The organism is Streptomyces rubrogriseus (assembly GCF_027947575.1).
GTDB classification, from domain to species: Bacteria; Actinomycetota; Actinomycetes; order Streptomycetales; family Streptomycetaceae; genus Streptomyces; species Streptomyces rubrogriseus.
In genome coordinates this window covers 2183628-2199162 of the sequence record NZ_CP116256.1, presented here as the reverse complement: position 1 = coordinate 2199162, position 15535 = coordinate 2183628, and the positions used below count along the sequence as shown (strand labels likewise).

General features: G+C 72.8%; 14 protein-coding genes and 1 pseudogene. 8 read left to right on the top strand and 7 right to left on the bottom strand.

The window, feature by feature from the left end:
* Nucleotides 1-53: 53 nt before the first annotated feature.
* Entirely contained in the window at nucleotides 54-662 is a 609-nt protein-coding gene (locus tag Sru02f_RS09650) for a DUF1349 domain-containing protein (protein WP_109032012.1), read from the bottom strand.
* 131 nt (nucleotides 663-793) lie between these two features.
* Nucleotides 794-2323, bottom strand: a complete 1530-nt coding sequence (locus Sru02f_RS09645) for an aldehyde dehydrogenase (NADP(+)) (protein WP_109032011.1) — start codon at nucleotides 2321-2323, stop codon at nucleotides 794-796.
* Nucleotides 2324-2445: 122 nt separating this feature from the next.
* On the opposite strand from Sru02f_RS09645, the gene Sru02f_RS09640 reads away from it, so the two are divergent.
* From Sru02f_RS09640 to Sru02f_RS09605, 8 genes and pseudogenes are all read left to right on the top strand, one after another.
* Nucleotides 2446-3219 carry an IclR family transcriptional regulator gene (locus tag Sru02f_RS09640; RefSeq protein WP_003976948.1) on the top strand — a complete coding sequence of 258 codons (774 nt, stop codon included), beginning with the start codon at nucleotides 2446-2448 and terminating at the stop codon, nucleotides 3217-3219.
* A gap of 3 nt (nucleotides 3220-3222) precedes the next feature.
* Nucleotides 3223-3693, top strand: coding sequence for a GNAT family N-acetyltransferase (locus Sru02f_RS09635; RefSeq protein WP_109032010.1), 471 nt, complete (start codon nucleotides 3223-3225; stop codon nucleotides 3691-3693).
* Between the two features lie 111 nt (nucleotides 3694-3804).
* Nucleotides 3805-4825 (top strand): annotated as a pseudogene (locus Sru02f_RS09630) (hypothetical protein).
* A complete protein-coding gene (locus tag Sru02f_RS09625; RefSeq protein WP_109032009.1) occupies nucleotides 4822-6093 on the top strand; it encodes a sensor histidine kinase in 1272 nt (423 codons plus the stop codon). Before Sru02f_RS09630 ends, Sru02f_RS09625 begins: the two are co-directional and overlap by 4 nt.
* Nucleotides 6090-6749 carry a response regulator transcription factor gene (locus Sru02f_RS09620; RefSeq protein ID WP_109032008.1) on the top strand — a complete coding sequence of 220 codons (660 nt, stop codon included), beginning with the start codon at nucleotides 6090-6092 and terminating at the stop codon, nucleotides 6747-6749. The genes Sru02f_RS09625 and Sru02f_RS09620 overlap by 4 nt, the downstream gene beginning before the upstream one ends.
* Nucleotides 6750-6830: 81 nt before the next feature.
* A complete protein-coding gene (locus Sru02f_RS09615) occupies nucleotides 6831-8285 on the top strand; it encodes a peptidoglycan D,D-transpeptidase FtsI family protein (RefSeq protein WP_109032007.1) in 1455 nt (484 codons plus the stop codon).
* A gap of 76 nt (nucleotides 8286-8361) precedes the next feature.
* Nucleotides 8362-8937: a SigE family RNA polymerase sigma factor gene (locus Sru02f_RS09610; RefSeq protein WP_109032006.1), complete on the top strand. Its 576-nt coding sequence runs from the start codon at nucleotides 8362-8364 to the stop codon at nucleotides 8935-8937.
* Nucleotides 8934-9608 carry a hypothetical protein gene (locus tag Sru02f_RS09605; RefSeq protein ID WP_373103431.1) on the top strand — a complete coding sequence of 225 codons (675 nt, stop codon included), beginning with the start codon at nucleotides 8934-8936 and terminating at the stop codon, nucleotides 9606-9608. Before Sru02f_RS09610 ends, Sru02f_RS09605 begins: the two co-directional genes overlap by 4 nt.
* A gap of 12 nt (nucleotides 9609-9620) precedes the next feature.
* On the opposite strand, the gene Sru02f_RS09600 is transcribed toward Sru02f_RS09605, so the two are convergent.
* From Sru02f_RS09600 to Sru02f_RS09580, 5 genes are all read right to left on the bottom strand, one after another.
* Nucleotides 9621-10418, bottom strand: coding sequence for an HAD family acid phosphatase (locus Sru02f_RS09600; protein ID WP_109032004.1), 798 nt, complete (start codon nucleotides 10416-10418; stop codon nucleotides 9621-9623).
* Nucleotides 10419-10543: 125 nt separating this feature from the next.
* Nucleotides 10544-11689, bottom strand: a complete 1146-nt coding sequence (locus tag Sru02f_RS09595; RefSeq protein ID WP_109032003.1) for a pectinesterase family protein — start codon at nucleotides 11687-11689, stop codon at nucleotides 10544-10546.
* Between the two features lie 66 nt (nucleotides 11690-11755).
* A complete protein-coding gene (locus Sru02f_RS09590) occupies nucleotides 11756-13102 on the bottom strand; it encodes a pectate lyase family protein (protein WP_109032002.1) in 1347 nt (448 codons plus the stop codon).
* Nucleotides 13103-13169: 67 nt separating this feature from the next.
* Complete coding sequence (locus tag Sru02f_RS09585; protein WP_109032001.1) at nucleotides 13170-13973, bottom strand: rhamnogalacturonan acetylesterase; 804 nt, start codon at nucleotides 13971-13973, stop codon at nucleotides 13170-13172.
* A 132-nt stretch (nucleotides 13974-14105) separates the two neighbouring features.
* Complete coding sequence (locus Sru02f_RS09580; RefSeq protein ID WP_174855077.1) at nucleotides 14106-15476, bottom strand: ABC transporter substrate-binding protein; 1371 nt, start codon at nucleotides 15474-15476, stop codon at nucleotides 14106-14108.
* Between the last annotated feature and the right edge of the window lie 59 nt (nucleotides 15477-15535).

The following is a 15535-nucleotide window of genomic DNA, read 5'->3' as shown; positions in this document are numbered from 1 at the left end:
TCTCCGCCGCGTACGTGAACGTTCAAGCAGCCGTTCGCATTCCCGCCCCGCGCTCAGCTGCCGTCCCGCAGATCCTCCGGCCAGGCCGGCCGGAACTCCAGGTGGTCGTACGTCACGGTGCAACCCTCCCCCGTCGGCGCCTGCGCCAGGAAGCCGACCAGGGCGGAGCCGGTCTCCTCCTCGTCGCCCAGTGTGAAGAGCCGTACGAAGGTCCAGCGCTCCCCGTCGAGGGAGGCGTGGAAGGCGAAGGCCCGTCCCTTCCGGCTGACCCGGAACCAGACGGAGTCGCCCTCCACGGTGAAGGAGTTGCAGTCGTCGGAGTGCCCCCGGGTGACCACCGTGCAGACGGTGGGCAGGTCCGGGGAGTACTCCAGGCACAGCTTGGCCCAGGCCCGCTCCCCCACGTGCACGTAGAGCACCCCGGCGTCGAAGGCGCCCCGGAACCCGACGGAGACCCGCGCGATCAGCTGAAAGTCCCCGTCGGGCGCCCCCAGCAACCGGGGCGCGTCGGACACGGACTCCAACGACTCCCCGGTCGGCGGCACGAACCGGTCCTGCCGGGGCCCGGCGACACCGGTGAGCACACCGTCGGCGTAGGACCAACGGCCGTCGGGCCCATAGGGGCGGAGGGTGAAGGGCAGTTCGGCGACTTCGAGATTCATTGACTGATCATCCCAGGCTCAGGGGAACGCCCTGAAGGGGCGCGGGGCGGTGTCGATTTGCGGCTCCGCCGCGCGGGCGCGACAAGCCACGACGGCGCGTCGGACCGCACACGACCCCGCGCCCCACGGCGTTACCGCTCCAGCACCCCGTTGAACCGCCGAGGCAGCCCCAGCGGATTGTCGTCCCGCAACTCCACCGGCAGCAACGCCTCCGGCACCCCCTGATAAGCCACCGGCCGCAGCCACCGCTCGATGGCCGTACCCCCCACCGACGTGGACGTCGAAGTGGTCGCCGGGTAGGGCCCCCCGTGCTGCTGAGCCGCCGCCACGGCAACACCCGTGGGCCAGCCGTTGACCAGCACCCGCCCCGCCAACGGCGTCACCTCCGCGAGGAGAGCCGCCCCGGCACCCTCTCCCGCCACTTCCTCGGCAGAGAGCTGCACGGTCGCCGTCAGGTTCCCCGGCAGACGCGACAGCACCCCCCGGACCTCACCCTCGTCCTGATAGCGGGCCACCACGGTGACTGGCCCGAAGCACTCCTCCAGGAGCAGGTCGTGCTCGCCCTCCGCCGCCAGCCGCGCCGCCGGCACCGTGAGGAACCCGGCGCTGACGGTGTGCTCGCCGCCCGAGCCCGGCGTCACCGGGGAGTCCACGTCGGACAGCGCGGCGCGCTCGGCGACGCCGGCGACGAAGTTGTCCCGCATGCGGTGGTCGAGGAGCACACCGGCGTCGGTGGCGCTGACCTTGTCGGTGAGCGACTTGACCAGGCCGTCACCGGCGTCGCCGGCCGGCACGAGCACCAGACCGGGCTTCACGCAGAACTGCCCGACGCCCAGCGTCATGGAGCCCGCCAGGCCCGCGCCGATCGCCTCCGCCCGCTCCACGGCCGCCGCCTCCGTGACGACGACCGGGTTCAGCGAGCCCAGCTCGCCGTGGAACGGGATCGGCACCGGACGCGCCGCCGCCGCGTCGAAGAGCGCGCGGCCACCGCGCACCGACCCCGTGAAGCCCGCCGCGGCGACCAGCGGGTGCTTGATCAGCTCGACGCCCGCCTCGAAGCCGTGCACCAGGCCGAGGACCCCGTCCGGGACGTCGTGCCGGGCCGCGGCCCGGCGCAGCACCTTGGCGACCAGCTCGGACAGGGCCGGGTGGTCGGGGTGCGCCTTGACGACGACCGGGCAGCCGGCCGCGAGCGCGCTCGCGGTGTCGCCGCCGGGGACGGAGAAGGCGAAGGGGAAGTTGGAGGCGGAGTAGACGGCGACGACGCCGAGCGGCACCTTGTAGCGGCGCAGGTCGGGGATGGGCGGGGTGGCCGTGTCGTCGGGGTGGTTGACGACCACGCCGAGGTACTCGCCCTCGTCGACGATGTCGGCGAAGGCCCGCAGCTGGTAGCAGGTGCGGGCGAGTTCGCCGGTGAGCCGGACCGGGCCGAGGGCGGTCTCCGCGTCGGCCACCTCGACGAGGGTGCTCTCGGCCGCCTTCAGCTCGTCGGCGGCGCTCCGCAGGAAGGCCGCGCGGACGGCGCGGTCGGCGAGGGCGTCCCGGGCGGCGTGCGCGGCGCGGACGGCGGCGTCCACCTCCTGGGCCGTGGCTTCCACGGCGACCTGTTCACGCTGCTTCCCGGTACGGGGGTCGACACTCCAGACTGGTGCTGCTGCCACCGCGGGTCCCTCCACGTGCTCTGCACAGAAGTTGTTCGATATACTGAACGCTGTCTCTACTGATGAATACGCTGTTCGAGACTATATCTTCAGCTTCTCGTCGAACGAAGGGGTCAAGGTCGATGTCGGCTGTCGAGACGGGGGGCGGAGCGCAGGTCAAGTCCGCGGTGCGGACGGTTGAGCTGCTCGAGTACTTCGCCGGGCGCCCCGGTATGCACTCCCTCGCGTCGGTCCAGGAGGCCGTGGGGTATCCGAAGTCCAGTCTCTACATGCTGCTGCGCACGCTGGTGGAGCTGGGCTGGGTGGAGACGGACGCCACGGGCACGCGGTACGGCATCGGCGTACGGGCGCTGCTGGTCGGCACCTCGTACATCGACGGCGACGAGGTGGTGGCGGCGGCGCGGCCGACGCTGGACCGGCTCTCCGACGACACGACGGAGACCATCCACCTCGCCCGCCTGGACGGCACGAACGTGGTGTACCTGGCCACCCGCCAGTCCCAGCACTACCTGCGGCCGTTCACCCGGGTCGGCCGCCGGCTGCCCGCGCACTCGACCTCGCTGGGCAAGGCGCTGCTGAGCACGTACACCGACGAGCAGGTGCGCAAGATGCTCCCGGAGACCCTCCCCGCGCTGACCGAGCACACCATCACGGACCGGGAGAAGCTCATCGAGGAGCTGCGCCTGGTGCGGGAGCAGGGCTTCGCCGTGGACCGCGAGGAGAACACGCTGGGGCTGCGCTGCTTCGGCGTGGCGGTCCCCTACCGCACCCCCGCGCGGGACGCGATCAGCTGCTCGGTGCCGGTGGCGCGGCTGACGCCCGCGCACGAACAGATGGTGAAGGACGCCCTGTTCGACGCGCGGGACCGGCTGACACTGGCGACGCGTAGGCTCTGATCCATGCACATCGCACTGCGCGAGGTTCACGACAGCGATCTGCCCGTCTTCTTCCGGCAGATGAACGATCCGGAGGCCCTGCGCATGGCGGCCTTCACCCCGAAGGACCCCGCCGACTGGGACGCGTTCACGGCCCACTGGACGAAGATCCGGGCCTCCCGCGACGTCGTGCGCACCATCCTCGGCGACGGTGACGTCGTCGGCAGCACGGCGGTGTACGGGGAGCCGGGCGAGCGCGAGGTGACGTACTGGGTGGACCGGGCGTACTGGGGGCAGGGGGTCGCGACGGCCGCGCTGCGGGCCCTGCTCGCCGAGGTCCGGGACCGTCCGCTGTACGCGCGGGCGGCGGCCGACAACACGGGCTCGCGGCGCGTGCTGGAGAAGTGCGGCTTCGTGACCAGCGCACGGGCGCGCGGGTTCGCGACCGCCCGGGGCACGGAGATCGACGAGGTCGTCCTGCACCTCGCGGAATGAGCCGCCGGCCGCACCGGTGATCCACCGGGCCGGTGCGTCTCCGCCGCGCGGCGGAGGCGGATCGTCGGTGCGAGGGACGTGCCGGGGGCGTGCGGGCGGGAGCGTGGACGCATGACGCCGACGCCCGCCGCCTCTGCCCCGCCCGCCCCGACTCCGCCCACGGGCCCCGCCCGGCCCCGGCGGCTGCTGCGGGCGGTCGCCGTCGTGGCCTGTCTGCCGTACCTCGCGCTCAAGGCCGCCTGGATCGGCGGCAGCCGGGTCGGCATCCCGGAGGGCAGCTCGCTGCTCGACCACCGGGTGGCCCTGATCGTCGGCAACGGGGTCTCCGTCCTGCTGGACAGCTGCGTGATCGTGCTCGCGCTGGTGCTGACCCGGCCCTGGGGGCGCCGGGTGCCCGCCTGGTCACTGGCGTTCCCCGTGTGGGTCGCCACCGGGCTGCTCGCGCCGATCATGGCGGGGTATCCGCTGCAACTCCTCGCGCGGGCGGTCACCGGCGGGGCCGGCACAGCCGCCGGCCCCCCGGCGGGAGCCCTTCCTGGACGAGTGGGTGTTCGGGGTCGTGTACGGCGGCTTCATCGTGCAGGGCCTCGCCCTGGGCGCCCTGTTCGTGCTCTACGCGCGGGACCGCTGGGGGTGGTTGTGGCGCGGTCGGACGCGGGACCTGCCGGCCGCCGTCACCGGGGGGACGCCGCCGCGGGCCGCGACCGCCGTGGCCGCCGTGCTCGCGCTGTTCCCGCTCGTGGTCCGGCTGCTGTGGGCCTGCGGCTCCACCGCGGGGCTCGGTGCGGACCGGGCGGCGGACCGCACGAGTGACTTCCACGTGCTGGAGGGCCTGTACGTCGGCTTCCTCGTCCTGGCCGTCGCCGCCGGCGTGGCGCTCGCCTTCCGCCGGGCCCGCGGCCTGCCGGTCGCCGTGCCGCTCGCCACGGCCTGGGTCTGCTCCGGCGCGGTGGCCTGCTGGGGCGGCTGGATGCTCCTCGCCTCGCTGATCGGTCCGGACGAACCCGCCGACCGCCCGACGCAGTTGATGATCCTCACCTACGCTGCCCAGATGACCGTCGGCCTCCTGCTCGCCGCCTCGGGCGCGCGCCTCCTCGCGGGGCGGTCGGCCGCCGCCCGGGTCCGGCCGTGACGGCCCTCGCCCGGTCGCTGTTCGGCCGGCGGGCGCGCCTGAGATGGATCCACCTGATCCTCGGCGGCGCGCTCGCCATGCCGTACGTCCTCGTCGGCTCGGTCGTCGTCGGCCCGGTCGCCGGGGGTGCGAACGTCTTCGGTTCGCTCCGCCTCCAGCTCGCTTCGTTCGCCCTGGGCCTGCCGCTCGCCGCCGTCACCTCGCTGTTCCCGCTGACCCGCCCCCTGGAATCGGGCGTGGTGCGGTGGCTGTGCGGTGTGGAGGCCGACCGGCTCGCGTACGGGCCCGCCCGGACGAGGGGCGAGAAGGGCCGCACGGCGGCCTGGTTCACGCTGCACCTGGGGGCCGGCGGGATCGTGGCGGGGATGTCGCTGGCGGTGCCGCCGTTCGCGGGCACGCTGATCGTCCTGCCGTTCGTACCCGCGCTGCGCGAGGGGCGGCTGGGGCTGCCCGGCTTCCTCCACCACGCCTGGGCGCTCGTCCTGTCGCCGCTCGCGGGCGCCGCCATGCTGGTCGCGCTGGCCGGATGCGCCGCCGCCTGCGGCACGCTGCTGGCCCGCTGGGCGCCGGACCTGCTCGGCCCGTCCGCGGCGGACCGGGTCGCGGCGGCCGAGGCGCGCGCCGCCGACCTCGCCGTCCGCAACCGGCTCGCGCGGGAGCTGCACGACTCCGTCGGCCACGCGCTGAGCGCGGTCACCCTCCAGGCGAGCGCCGCCCGCCGGGTCCTGGACACCGATCCGGAGTTCGTCCGCGAGGCGCTCGCCGCCATCGAGGACACCACCCGTCGCACGGTCGGCGAACTCGACGCCGTACTGGGCGTCCTGCGCGACGGCGACGCGCCCGGCGACCCCTGGGACAGCGCGCCCGCCCCGACGCTCGCCGCCGACCTCGACGGACTGCTGCGCCGCACCCGCGCGGGCGGACTGCGCGTGGACGCCACCGTCGCCGCCGTCGCCACCGACCCGCGGGCGCTGCCGCCGCCGGTCTCCCGCGAGGCCTACCGCATCGTGCAGGAGGGGCTGAGCAACGCGCTCAGGCACGCGGGTGGGAAGGTCGCGGTGACACTGCGCGTCGAGGTGCTGGACCAGCACCTGCGGATCACCGTCGAGAACCCCGTCGGTCCCGTCCCCGCCCCGCGCCCCGGCGGCGGCCACGGCCTGCGCGGCGTCGCCGACCGGGCCCGGCTGCTGGGCGGCGCGGCCGATGCGGGCCCCGCGGGTCCGGTGTGGCGACTGCACGTCCGACTGCCGCTGAAGGGAACCGCGTGACCCACCCGCCGATCCGGATCGTCCTCGCCGACGACGAGCGCATGGTCCGAACCGCCATGCGCGCCATCCTTGCCGCCGAACCGGATCTGGAGGTCGCCGGTGAGGCCGCCAGCGGTGCCGAGGCCGTCTCCGTCGTCCGGGAGGTCCGGCCGGACGTGGTCCTGATGGACGTCCGCATGCCCGGGGTCGACGGCCTCCGCGCCACCGAGCAGATCCTCGCCACGCTCCCCGAGCCGCCCCGGATCGTCGTCGTGACCACCTTCGAGAACGACTCCTACGTCTACGACGCCCTGCGCGCCGGTGCCGCCGGCTTCCTGCTCAAGCGCGCCGACGCCGACACCCTCGTCGGGGCGGTGCGGCTGGTGGCGCACAGCGACACGCTGCTGTTCCCGGCGGCGGTGCGGACGCTGGCGGCCGAGCACGCGCGCGCGAACCCCGCCCCGCCGGCGTGGGCGGCGCGGCTCACCGAACGCGAGGGCGAGGTGCTGCGCCTGATGGCGACCGGGCTGACCAACGCGGAGATCGCCGGGCGGCTGGGGGTGGGGCCGGCCACGGCGAAGACGCATGTGGCGTCGGTGCTGGCGAAGACCGGCGCCCGGGACCGCACCCAGGCGGTGATCCGGGCCTACGAGGCGGGCTTCATGAACGGGCGATGAGAAGCATGAGAAAGATGAGAAATCGGGGCACACGGGAACGACCTCCGCCCGCCCGTTCGTCCTGTCAGCGGGATGAACGGGATGAACAAGACGATCAGGCGTGCCTCGGTCTTCACACTGCTCCTGGTGTTCGCTCTGCTGGTCAGGGCGACCTGGGTGCAGTTCTACGAGGGCCGGGCGCTCGCGGACGGCAAGGACAACCGGCGGAACGCGATCGAGACGTACGCGGAGCCGCTCGGGAACATCATCGTGGCCGGCCGGTCGGTCACCGGCTCGGCGCCGACGAAGGGCGGCGACCTCGCGTACAAACGCACCTACGAGAACGGCAGGCTGTACGCGGCGGTGACGGGCTACGCCTCGCAGGCGTACGCGCCGACCCTGCTGGAGGGCGTCTACCAGGACGTGCTCAACGGCACCGATCCGCGGCTGAAGACGGTGATGGACACCGTCACCGGCACCCGGGCCGAGCCGGGCAACGTGGTGACGACGATCGACCCGGACGTGCAGCGGGCCGGGTTCGAGGCGCTGGGCGACACGAAGGGCGCCGCCGTCGCGATCGACCCGAAGACGGGCAGGATCCTCTCGGTCGTGTCGACCCCCTCGTACGACCCGACCTCGCTGACCGACGCCAACACCGCCGGTGCGGCCTGGGAGAAGCTCACCGGCGACCCGGACAAGCCGCTGACCAACCGGGCGCTGCGCCAGCCGCTGCCGCCGGGCTCGACGTTCAAGCTGGTCGTGGCGGCCGCCGCGCTGGAGAACGGGCTGTACGGCTCGGTGGACGAGAAGACCGACAGTCCCGATCCGTACACCCTGCCGGACACCACGACCGATCTGACCAACGAGAATCCGAACGCCCCCTGCGAGAACGCCACGATCCGCACCGCGCTGCAGTACTCGTGCAACAACGTCTTCGCCAAGATGGCCGTCGACCTCGGCCAGGACGAGCTGCGCGCCATGGCCGAGAAGTTCGGCTTCAACGACGAGACGCAGGACGTGCCGGTACGGGCCTACACCAGCGTCTACCCGAAGGACATGAACCGCTCGTCCACCGCCCTGACGGGCATCGGCCAGTTCGACGTGACGGCAACCCCGCTGCAGATGGCGATGGTCTCCGCGGCCCTCGCCAACGGCGGCGAGCTGGTCTCCCCGCACATGGTGTCGCAGGTCACCGACAGCGGCGGCGACGTCCTGGAGGACCACACCGACGCGGACTCGAAGCGGATCGTCAGTTCCACCACCGCCGAGCAATTGCAGTCGGCGATGCGGACCGTCGTCGAGAAGGGCACCGGGTCCAACGCGCAGATCGCCGGGGCGACGGTGGGCGGCAAGACGGGCACGGCCCAGCACGGCGAGAACAACAGCAAGACGCCGTACGCCTGGTTCACCTCCTACGCCAAGTCCGACTCGTCGGACAAGGAGGTCGCGGTGGCGGTCGTCGTCGAGCAGTCCGACGCGGCCCGCAGCGAGGTCAGCGGCAACGGCCTGGCGGCCCCGGTGGCCAAGGCCATGATGGAGGCGGCGCTCAAGGGCTGATCCCGCGGGGGTCGTTCGGGTTCGGTCTGCCGTACGGTGTTCGGCATCCGGGAAGCCGCTGCGAGGAGAGCCCGCCGTGGGGACAGTCGTCGACGACGCCGCCTCCGCGGAGTTCCGCGCCTTCTTCGAGCGCCACTACGCCGAACTGGCCCGGCTCGCCCATCTGCTGACGGGTGAGCCGGACGCCGCAGACGACCTCGCGGCGGACGCCCTGCTGGCCCTGTGGCACCGCTGGGACCGGGTGCGCGCGGCCGACCACCCGGTGGCGTACGCGCGCGGTGTCGTCGCCAACCTCGCCCGTACCCGCGTCCGGGCCGCCGTGCGCGAGCGCAGACGCGTCGCCCTGTTCTGGTCGCAGCGCGAGGAGCGGACGGAGAACCCCGACGTCGCGGGCGTGGTGGACGTACGGGAGGCGCTGCGCCGGCTGCCGTTCCGCAAACGGGCGTGCGTGGTGCTGCGGCACGCCTTCGACCTCTCCGAGAAGGACACGGCGCTCGCCCTGGGCATCTCCGTGGGGACGGTCAAGAGCCAGACCTCGAAGGGGGTGGCCGAACTCCAGCGGCTGCTCGGCACCCGGACCGCTCCCCGCGCTCCCGGACAGGTGCGCGCGGCGATCGCGCACAGCGGTGAGACCGCGGGAGGGACCCGGTGACCGGGCGGCGGGAGGCGGACGAGCGGTTGCGTGCCCGGCTGCACGAGGCGGCCGGGGCGCACGAGCCCGACCGGGCCCGGATCCTGGCCCGGGTCGAGCACGGCATGGCGGCCGGTGACCGCGGGCTGGCCCGCCGTCCCCTGCCGGGCTGGGTACGGGTGGCCGGGGCGACGGCAGCCGTGGCGGGCGTCCTGGTGGTAAGCGGTTACACGGTCGCCCCGGCGGTGCGGGGCGAAGCGCCCGCGCAGCGTCCGGCCGCCACCGCACCGGCGTCGCGCGAGCCGGGCCCGCTGTGGTCGGGCGCGGTGGTGGACCCGCACAGCAACGAGTTCTGGGCGCAGAGCAACATCACCGTGGGGACGAGCGCCCGGCTCACCGCGCTCACCGTCGAGCTGCGGGTGGCGCAGACGGGTTCGGTGACCTCCACCGGCGCCTGGCGGTCGCTGCCGGAGGACGACTTCGCGTTCACGGTCGGCGAGCGGGCGGGCTTCCTCGTCTACCGGTGGACGCTCAAGGAGGGCCGTACCGTGCCGGCCGGCGAGTGGGTGTTCGCCGGGCAGTACAACCACGAGCGGGGCGGCCGGGACGCGGGCGGCGACCGCTACTCGGCGACGGCCACCGCCGCGTCCGGACGGCACACGGTCCGGGGCGGCTTCACCCCGGGCGGCTGAGCGGGCGGCCCGCTACTCGACGAAGTACGTCGGGTTGGGCAGCTTGTACGTCCGGTCCGCGTAGCCGCCCTGGAGGTCGGAGTACTGGTCGCCGAAGTTGGCGACGACGTCGTACCCGAGGTCCCGCTCGATGTGCCGGCGGGTGCCCGCCTTGTACTGGACGGTGGTGCACGTCCAGCTGCCCGGGGTGGCGCAGTGGGCCAGGTAGGACGGCGGGTTCGCCTTGTCCTTGAGGAACATGTGGGCGGCGTCCAGGTTCACGTCGGCGCCGACCTTCTTCAGGTTCTCGACGGCGGCGGCGCGCTGGGCCTCGCTCAGACCGGAGTTGTAGAAGACCTCGACGCCCTTCTTGTCGGCGTACCGGGCCAGCTCGGGGCTGCCGGGGACCGCCGGGCGGTCGGCCCGGTCGACGTAGGCGGCCCAGGTGGCGCCGTCGTAGCCGTAGTCGTTCTTCTTCTCGTAGTCGAGGCTGAGGAGCAGCGTGTCGTCGATGTCGAAGACGACCGCGGGCCTGGTGTGCCTGTGGTGCGCCGTGCGGGCGGCGCGGTCGATCTGCTTCTTCGCGTCGGCGTCGACGCGGGCCAGGTCGGCGGCGTACGGGCTGTCCGGGGAGGCCTGGTAGACGCCGTCGGCGTCGAGGGTGGTGCCGTAGTAGGCGTCGATGTCCTTGGCCAGCACCCCGATGTTGTACGGCTCGTGGGTGGAGTTGGCCGTCGACTGGCCGGCGGTGGCGGCGCCCGTTGCGTACAGGACGGCACCGGCGACGGCACAGGCGGCGGTGGCGGTCGCGATGCGCAGTGGTTTATGCATGACACAGGTTTCTACGCGCGTCACCCGGGTGAGCGCGAGACCCGTGGCCGGATCCGCGCCCCTTTACCTGGCAAAAATCGTGTCAAGCAGGTCAAGTACCGGCCGTGACGGCCCGGTCGGTCCGTTCAGTGCCGTCCGTGGTGGGGCTGCCGGTCGTAGGGCCGCCAGTCGCCGAGGTACGCCTCGCGGGTGTGCGCGGCGGCCTCGGCCCGGGTGAGCTGCGGCCGGTTGTCCGGGACGGTGGCCGCGGCGCCGGGCCCGGTGTTGCGGTACTCGCGGAACCGCTGCTCCTGCCAGGGGTAGGCGTCCCGCATGTTGGCGTACGGCGCCACCGCGTCGATGCCCGCGCCGAGGTGGGTCTCGCGCACGGTGAGCATCGGACGGGCGGTGGTGTCGGAGCTGGGCACCCAGGGGCGGGCCAGCTTGTAGTAGCCGTCGGGGGCCTCGCTGCTGACGCGGCCGCGGGTCACCAGGTAGCCGCGCGGGTTGGCGCCCGCCGTGGAGGGCGCGAAGACGAAGCCGTACGGGGCGGCGTCGAGGTCGGTGCGGACCAGGGTGCGGAAGTGGCAGTGCTCGTACACCGCGGTCGCCCGGCCGAAGACGAAGTCGACGTCGCCCTCGACGTAGCAGCGCTCGTAGTACTGGCGGGCGAAGAGGGAGAGGTCGCGGCTGTCGGCGTAGAGGGTGTCCTGGTGGCCGAGGAAGCGGCAGTCGTGGAAGGCGGAGCGGTCGCCCATCACCTTGATCGCGACCGCCTGGGTGCCGGTCCAGTCGGGCCGGTCGGCGCGCAGCCAGTCGTTGGCGAAGGTGAGGGCGCGGGCGGTGAAGCCGTCGGCGCGCACGGTGGTGGTGGCCGAACCGCTGGTGCCGTAGGTGCCGGAACCGTCCGGCTTGGGGGTGCCGGCCGCGTTGTCGTAGACGATGACGACGTCGCGCGGGTCGCCGGAGGCTCCGATCCAGGTCGCCCCGGTGCGCCCGGCGTCGACGGAGACCGTCTCGCGGTAGGTGCCCGGGGCGAGGACGAGGGTCCAGCCGTCGCCCCCGGCGGCGTCGACGGCGCTCTGGACGGAGGTGAAGTCGCCGCGGCCGTGCGGGTCGACGTACAGGGTCCTGGGTGTGCGGCGGTCGGCCGGTGAGCCGTACCGGCCGAAGGGACGCGGGTGCGGGCGGGTGCCGGCGGCGGCGGGACCGGCTGCCGCGAGGCCGAGGGCGGCGCCCGCGCCGGCGGTCGCCAGGAGGAAGCCTCTGCGGGACGGGGCGGGTGGGTGCATGCGGGTGCTCCTTCGGGGGTGGGCCGGGGCGGTGCGGGCGCCCCGGCCCGGTTCGGGGGACGGGTGTCAGCGCAGCCGGCCGGCGCCCGCGCCGTGGTCGACGACGAAGGGCACCGCCCGGGCCGGGAGGACCTTGGTGCGCAGCGAGGGCGTCCAGCCCGCGCCGGAGCGGAGGACCACGTCCGGGTTCTCGGCGTTGTGGGCGGCGATCAGGTCGACGGTGCGGCCGTTGACGCGGTTGTGGGCGGCGCTGAGCGGCGAGTCGTTCCAGCGCTTGAGCACCTTCGCGGGGCTGACGCCGGCCGGCAGGGTGAAGGCGTTGTGCTCGGCGACGAGGGCGGACTCCTTGCCGACGCCGAAGCTGTAGGCGTAGTCGTCCGAGGCCACGAAGTGGTTGTTGTAGACGTCGACCTGGCCGAAGCGGACGCGGGGCGCGCGCTCGACGAGGTTCTTGAACAGGTTGTGGTGGAAGGTCGCCCTGAGGTGGCCGCGGTCGACGGCGGCGGTGGACTCGCTGTCGCTGTTGCCGATCAGGATGGTCTTGTCGTGCTCGGTGAAGACGTTCCAGGAGGCGGTGACGTAGTCGGCGCCCTTGACGATGTCCAGCTGGCCGTCGTGCTGCTGGTAGAGCATGCCGAAGTAGGTGGGCGCCGCGCTGTCGGGGTGCTCGCCGTCGGTGAAGGTGTTGTGGTCCAGCCAGACGTGCGTCGACCCGTACACGACCGCACTGTCGTACTCGGAGTTCCAGTTGCCGCTGTCCCCGTCCGTCGGGTCCCACTGCGGGAAGCAGTCGACGGGGCTCTCGAAGGTCAGGTTGCGGACGATGACGTTGTCCACGTCCTTGATCTGGAGGCTGGCGCCCTTGAGCGCGGCGCCCCGGCCGACGCCGATGATGGTGGTGTTGGAGGGCACGTTCGCCTTGATGGACCGGTCCTGCTGGGCGGCGGAGACGCGGCGCAGGCCCTCGGGGCTGTCGTCGGGCTCGGCGCTCAGGTCGGTGTCCATGCCCCAGTTCTCGGGCGCGTACTTCTCCAGGTAGGCGTCGAAGTCGTACCCGGGCGCGGCGAAGGCCTCGCAGCCCTCCGAGACGGCGTCGACGGTGCCCTTGACCTTGATGATCCTGGGCGCGGTGCCGTCGGCGGCGAGGGCGGCCCTGAACTCGGCCCAGGTGGAGACGGTGTACACGTGCTCCGCGTCGGCGGCGGACCCGCCGGTGGTGCCGGTGCCGTGCGAGGCCCAGCCGTCGTTCGCGGGGAGCGTCTGCCGGGCGGTGTCCCGGGGGTGGTGGTGGCCGGGGCGGGCCTCGGCCGTGGCGGCGGTCAGGCTCAGCACGAGGGCGGTGCAGCCGACGAGTGCGGCGGTTCTCCTGGTGACGTACCTTGTGGCATGCCCATGCCATCTCTGCGTGCTCATGGTGCGGCTCTCCCTTGTTCTCGGGGCGGTGAGTGGGGTGTCGCGCGCCGGCGGCCGGCCGGCGGTGCTACGCGGTGGCCGGCGCGGGCCAGCTGATCCAGGACCCGGGGATCTCCTCGTCGAGCCGGCGCACGTCCCGGTGCGCCAGTACGCGCCCGCGCAGCAGCTCCCGGGCGACGAGCCGGGCGACCGCGATCGCGCCCGGCGGGTTGAAGTGGGTGTTGTCCTGCTCGGTGGCGGTCCAGTTGAAGTACGCCTTGGTCCCCTCGACGCCGATCCGCTGCCACAGCGCGAGCGACAGCGCCTGCACGTCGAGCAGCGCCACGCCCTCCTGCCGCGCGAGCGCCCGCATCGCCGCCGGGTACTCGCCGTGGCTCGGGACGGCGTTCCCCGCCGCGTCGAACCGCCGTCGCTCGACGGGCGTGGCCAGCACCGGCCGCGCCCCGCGGGCCCGCGCACCGGCGACGTATCTCCGCAGGTAGTCCTGGTACGTCGTCCAGGGCTCGGTGTAGCGGGCGGGGTCCTCGTCCTTCTCGTCGTTGTGCGCGAACTGGATCAGCAGGAAGTCACCGGGCCGGATCGCGCCGAGGACGACGTCGAGCCGCCCCTCGTCGACGAAGCTCTTGGAACTGCGCCCGTTCACCGCGTGGTTGGCGACGCGAAGGTCGTTGCGGAGAAAGAAGGGCAAGGCCATGCCCCACCCGGTCTCGGGCGCGGCGTCGGAGTACTTCTGCGCGGCGGTGGAGTCCCCGGCGATGTAGAGGGTGCGGGGGCGGTGGCGTCCGCCGGCCTGGGCGGTGCCGGTGGCGGCGAACGCCAGCGGAATGGAGGCAACGGCGGCTGAGGCGACCTGTCTTCGGCTGAGTGACACGCGGGTCTGCCTTTCAGGAGGGAGTGGGACAGCTCCCCCAGGGGCGCGGGGAACTGCGCGATCAGCCACGGGCGGCCCGCAGCCCGCGACGAACCACGGACCACCCACGGCGAAACCCGGAACCGGAACCGGCTAGCCCATCTGCTCCGTCCACTCGGCCTGCGCCTCATTCAGCTTGTCGGCCAGCCCGTCCAGGAAATCCTTCGCACTCATGTCGCCCAGCAGCACCTTCTGGAACCCCGGCTCACTCTCCGACTTGGACAGCGTGTTCCAGTCCGGCAGGTAGTACGGCAGCTGAACAATGGTCGTGGACCCGTCGTTCAGCGCCTGCGCGGCCAGCTTCGTCGGCTCCGCCTTCTGGATCCACGCGTCGTTCGCGGCCTCGGTGCTGGACGGCACCTGCCCGGCCGACTCGTTGAACTTGGAGTTCTGCTCCTTCGACGTGGCGAACTCGATGAACTTCCAGGCGGCCTCCTTGTTCTTCGAGCTCTTGAACATGCCGAGCCCGTCGACCGGGTTGGACACCTGGACCCGCTTGCCGGAGGCGCCGACCGGCTGCGGGATGCCGCGGAACTTGTCGACGCCGAGCGCCTTCACGTGGTCCTGGTAGGAGCCCAGGTTGTGGTTGAGCATGCCGATGGTGCCGGTGTCCCACTGGGCGACCATCTTGGCGAAGTCGTTGTTGACGTCGGCGGCCGGCGTGGCCTTCTTGTAGAGGGCCGCGTACTTCTCCAGCGCCTCGACGTTCTTCGGGTCGTTGACGGTGGTCTTCTTCTTGCCGGCGTCCCAGAACGAGGTGATGCCGGACTGCCCGTACATGGCGTCGAGCGCCTGGGCGATGGAGCCGGAGCCGCCGCGGATGGTGTAGCCGAACTCGTTCTTGCCCGCGTCGGTCAGCTTCTCGGCGGCGGCGTAGAACTTGTCCCACGTCGTCGGCGCGTCGAGACCGGCCTTCTCGAACAGGTCGGTGCGGTAGTAGAGGACGCCGTTGTTGGCGGAGGACGGCATCGAGTACAGGGTGCCGTCGCCGCCGCCGGCGGCCTTCAGGGACTCGACCATGTCCTTGTTGAGCTTGTCGCCCAGGGGCGACTTGGCGAGCCGGTCGTCCAGCGGCTCCAGGGCGCCCTGGGCGGAGAAGCCCGCGAGCATCGACGCCGTCACGCCGCCGACGTCCGGCAGGCCGCCGCCCTGGATGGCGGTGTCCACCTTGGACTGGTACTCGGTGGCGGCGATGCCGACGTACTCCACGTCGATGTCCGGGTTCGCCTTCTCGAAGTCGGCGATGATCGTCTTCCAGACGGCCGTACGGATACCGCCGTTGTTGTCCCAGAAGGTGATCCTCCCCTTGCCGCTGCCCTCGGCCCCCTTGTCGCCGCCCGCCCCGCTGCCGTCGTCACCGCAGGCGGTGGCGGTCAGCGCGAGCACGGCCCCCAGGGCGACGGCGGCGGACGTCCGGCGCCTGACTGTGCCTTTGTCTCTGCTGCTGAGCATGCTGATCCTCATGGTCGGCTCTCTTCTTCCGGATCTTCTGGATCGAACAAGGCGGTGGAACGACAACGTGG

Coding starts and splice junctions, on each gene's coding strand:
- Sru02f_RS09595 (WP_109032003.1), bottom strand. CDS start 11,689: ATGCACCCACCCGCCCCGTCCCGCAGAGGCTTCCTCCTGGCGACCGCC.
- Sru02f_RS09600 (WP_109032004.1), bottom strand. CDS start 10,418: ATGCATAAACCACTGCGCATCGCGACCGCCACCGCCGCCTGTGCCGTC.
- Sru02f_RS09590 (WP_109032002.1), bottom strand. CDS start 13,102: ATGAGCACGCAGAGATGGCATGGGCATGCCACAAGGTACGTCACCAGG.
- Sru02f_RS09650 (WP_109032012.1), bottom strand. CDS start 662: ATGAATCTCGAAGTCGCCGAACTGCCCTTCACCCTCCGCCCCTATGGG.
- Sru02f_RS09640 (WP_003976948.1), top strand. CDS start 2,446: ATGTCGGCTGTCGAGACGGGGGGCGGAGCGCAGGTCAAGTCCGCGGTG.
- Sru02f_RS09580 (WP_174855077.1), bottom strand. CDS start 15,476: ATGAGGATCAGCATGCTCAGCAGCAGAGACAAAGGCACAGTCAGGCGC.
- Sru02f_RS09615 (WP_109032007.1), top strand. CDS start 6,831: ATGAACAAGACGATCAGGCGTGCCTCGGTCTTCACACTGCTCCTGGTG.
- Sru02f_RS09635 (WP_109032010.1), top strand. CDS start 3,223: ATGCACATCGCACTGCGCGAGGTTCACGACAGCGATCTGCCCGTCTTC.